General features: G+C 64.1%; 5 protein-coding genes. 1 reads left to right on the forward strand and 4 read right to left on the reverse strand.

From position 1 onward, the window contains the following. Positions 1 to 956 (forward strand): class I tRNA ligase family protein (locus IV113_RS19595; protein WP_291088484.1); only part of this gene is annotated, 956 nt, incomplete at its 5' end. A gap of 137 nt (positions 957 to 1093) precedes the next feature. Here the strand turns inward: IV113_RS19595 and IV113_RS19600 are convergent. From IV113_RS19600 to cysM, 4 genes are all read right to left on the reverse strand, one after another. After that, entirely contained in the window at positions 1094 to 2134 is a 1041-nt protein-coding gene (locus IV113_RS19600) for an NAD(P)-dependent oxidoreductase (protein WP_291088486.1), read from the reverse strand. A 27-nt stretch (positions 2135 to 2161) separates the two neighbouring features. Continuing rightward, complete coding sequence (locus IV113_RS19605; RefSeq protein ID WP_291088488.1) at positions 2162 to 2389, reverse strand: sulfurtransferase TusA family protein; 228 nt, start codon at positions 2387 to 2389, stop codon at positions 2162 to 2164. 76 nt (positions 2390 to 2465) lie between these two features. Further along, positions 2466 to 3011: an NUDIX domain-containing protein gene (locus IV113_RS19610; protein WP_291088490.1), complete on the reverse strand. Its 546-nt coding sequence runs from the start codon at positions 3009 to 3011 to the stop codon at positions 2466 to 2468. Between the two features lie 2 nt (positions 3012 to 3013). Continuing rightward, on the reverse strand, positions 3014 to 3765 hold a 752-nt coding region (gene cysM / locus IV113_RS19615; RefSeq protein ID WP_291088492.1), incomplete at its 5' end, for a cysteine synthase CysM.

Consider the following 3765-nt stretch of genomic DNA (forward strand, 5'->3'; position numbering starts at 1 on the left):
AGCTCTGGAACGCCACGCGCTTCACGCTGATGAACTGCGAAGGCCAGGACTGCGGTCTGGAAGACCACACCAAGGAAGAGTGCGCCGTGGGCCAACCCTTCCACGGTTACCTGAGCTTCAGCCAGGCCGACCGCTGGATCTCCTCGCTGCTCCAGAAGACAGAAGCCGAGGTGGCCAAGGGCTTCGCCGAATACCGGCTGGACAACGTTGCAAACACCATCTACGACTTCGTCTGGAACGAGTTCTGCGACTGGTATCTGGAAATCGCCAAGGTGCAGATCCAGACCGGCGATGCGTCACAACAGCGTGCCACCCGCCGCACACTCATCCGCACACTCGAAGCCATCTTGCGCCTGGCACACCCGGTGATCCCCTTCATCACCGAAGAGCTGTGGCAAAAGGTCGCGCCCGTGGCCGGCCTGCCGGGCGAGTCGGTGAGCATCGCGCGATACCCGCAAGCCCAGCTCAACAAGATTGACGAGGCATCCATTGCACACGTCACCAAACTCAAGGCCTTGGTGGACGCCTGCCGCAACCTGCGCGGTGAGATGAGCGTTTCACCGGCCACCCGCCTGCCGCTGTACGTGCTGGGCGACACCACCTACATGCAGTCCATGGGCCCGGTGCTGCAAGGTCTGGCCAAGCTGAACGAAGTGAAAGTGTTCACCGATGAGGCCGCCTGGGCTGCTGCCGCGCAAGCCGCTCCGGTGGCCGTCGTCGGCGAGGCGCGCCTGTGCCTGTTCATGGAGATCGATGTCGCGGCCGAAAAGCTTCGACTGGGCAAGGAAGCCGCACGGCTGGAAGGCGAGATCACCAAGGCCACAGCCAAGCTGTCGAACGAAGCCTTCGTGGCCAAGGCACCCCCGGCCGTGATCGATCAGGAAAGAAAGCGCGTGGCCGACTTCACAGCGACGCTGGAGAAGATGCGCGAGCAACTGCAGCGGCTGGGCGCCTGAGAGAAGGGGAGAGAGGGGCCGGGGCTGTCACGTCTCTCCGGGGAGAGATGCCTTACCCAGAGACACCGCGGAACTGGCTTTGCCAGGCCGCAGGTGTCGCCCCCCTTCCAGGGGGGTCGCGCGCAGCGCGGCGGGGGTTACCCGCGATGCATTGCGATCGAACCCCACTGCGACGGCGTGACCGCCTGCGGGTCCTCGGGCTCGTGGTATTCGAGGCTGTCGAGCACCGAGAAATCGCTCACCCGCCCCTCTTGCCCCACAGCATGCGGCGACAGGGTTTCGTGGATGCGATGCGCCACGTACCAACTCGCGCGCAGCTTGGCTTCGCGGGTGTGCGAGCCCAGGCGAGGTGTGAGGTGCAGGTTGGGGATGCCGTGCAAGGGCGTGCCTTCGGCGGCGAACTGTGGGTTGGCTCCGTCCATCAAACACGCATCGATGCGCCCGTCGCACAGCGCCAGCGCCAGCGCGTCGGCATCGAACAATGTGCTGCGGCTCACGCCCACCCAGAGCTGCCCCGGTTTGCAATGGTTGAGCAGGCGCTCGTTGATCCAGCCGCGAAAGCGCGAGGCATAGACCATCTGCAGCGAGATCGCGTCCGAGCGGGACAGCAGGTCTTGCAGGGTCACAGGCTCCACGCCGAGCTTGTTCCAGATGGCCGCGGCGTGGTGCACCGCCGGGTCGTAACCCAGCAAGCGCACACCCAGGCTTTTGAGCATGGGCGCCAGCGTGTGGGCCACAGGCGCAAGGCCGAGCAGACCCACGGTGCTGCCGGAGAGCTCGCGCCCCATGCGCACCTGGGAAATCTTGCGACCGAGCAGCGCGCTGATCATGCCGCGGCGGTACAGCATGAGCAGGCCGTAGAGCAGGTACTCGGCGTTGGACCGCACCGTTGCGCTGCGCGCCTGCAACACGCGCACATGGCGCCGTGCGCAAGCATCGAGATCGGTGTTGTCGCTCGAGATCTGCATGCGCGCCACGATCTCGAGCTTGGGCGAAAAGTTGAGGAATTCCTCGGAAACGACCACGTGCGGCGGTAGCACGATGGCTCGCGTCTTGTAGGTGGCCTTGCGCAGCTCCACCGGATCGTCGCCCAGCTCGGGGCGATACGTGACCTCGTGCCGCTCCTGCAACCAGGACAGCGCCTCAGGCACCAGTGGATCGACGAGCAGGACTTCCATGGGGGGCGGGCTGATTGCGAGCTGACTTCAGCGCCGTTTGAGCAGCGTGAAGTGTTCGTTGCCCACCGTTTGCTGTTCGACCAGCTGATTGCCGGTCTGTTTGGCAAAGGCCTGGAAATCACGGACCGAACCCGCGTCGGTGGAAATCACCTTCAAGGTCTGGCCACTGTGCATGTCGGCCAGGGCTTTCTTGGCTTTCAGGATGGGCAGCGGGCAGTTCAAACCGCGGGCATCGAGTTCTTTGTCGGCGTGCATGGGGGCTTTCCTTGGAATTGATCATTCTAAGCGGCGCGTTTTTTTACCCTGCACCGTACCGCAGTGCACTTTTGCGCTAGGCGACGGGGTCTGCAGGCCTCTGAACGTCTTCCATGAACACGGGTTCCAGGCCTCGGCTGCGCAACCAGTCGGCCAGCGCAAAGCCAGTGCCGGCGCGCCAGCAGCGGATGTTGGCCGGTTCCATGAGCTTGTATTCCAACAGCTCGGGCGAGAGTTTGATCTCGCCGTGCGCGACCGCGTGGTAGGTCACGATCACCTGATTCATGCGCTGAAAATCATGCACCCCCACCAACGTGAGTTTTGTCACATCCAGCGAAGTTTCTTCGGCAATTTCGCGACGGATGCCTTCTTCTGGCGACTCCCCCGCTTCCATGAAGCCGGTGATGAGCGCAAATGTGCGACCCGACCAGGCCGCGTTGCGCGCCAGCAGGATGCGGCCATCCACCTCGACGATGGCGGCGAGCACCGGAGTGGGGTTGTTCCAGTGCGTGTACCCGCAGGCGGGGCATCGCAGCCGCTCGGTGAACCCACCGTCTTCTTCCTGACCGATCAAGGCGAGAGGCGTTGCGCAGGAGGGGCAGAACTTGAACGAGGTGCTCATGGTCAGGCCGGGAACACGCCGGTGGAGAGGTAACGGTCTCCGCGATCGCACACGACGAAGGCGATGGTGGCGTTCTCCACTTGGGCAGCAATCTGCTGCGCCACCCAGCACGCACCCGCGGCGGAGATGCCGGCAAAGATGCCTTCTTCGCGGGCGAGCTGGCGGCACATGGCCTCGGCATCGGACTGGCTCACATACACCAGCTCGTCGACCGTGCTCGGGTCGTAGATTTTCGGCAGGTACTCGGTCGGCCACTTGCGGATACCGGGAATCCGCGAGCCCTCGCTGGGCTGGGCTCCAATGATGCGGATGGCCGGGTTCTTTTCCTTCAGGAAACGCGACACGCCGGTGATGGTGCCGGTGGTGCCCATGGCGCTCACGAAGTGCGTGATGCGTCCGGCGGTCTGCGCCCAGAGCTCTGGCCCGGTGGTTTCGTAATGCACGCGCGGGTTGTCGGCGTTGGCAAACTGGTCCAGCACCCGGCCCTTGCCCTCGGCCTGCATCTTCTCGGCCAGGTCGCGGGCCGACTCCATGCCGCCGCTCTTGGAAGTGAGGATGAGTTCGGCGCCAAACGCCTTCATGGTCTGCGCACGCTCGATGGACAAGTCCTCCGGCATGATCAGCACCATGCGGTAACCCTTGATGGCCGCGGCCATGGCCAGTGCGATGCCGGTGTTGCCCGAGGTGGCTTCGATCAGGGTGTCGCCAGGCTTGATCTCGCCACGCTCCTCGGCGCGCTTGATCATCGAAACAG

Origin of the sequence: Hydrogenophaga sp., from assembly GCF_018780385.1 — a bacterium.
Classification (GTDB): Bacteria; Pseudomonadota; Gammaproteobacteria; order Burkholderiales; family Burkholderiaceae_C; genus Hydrogenophaga.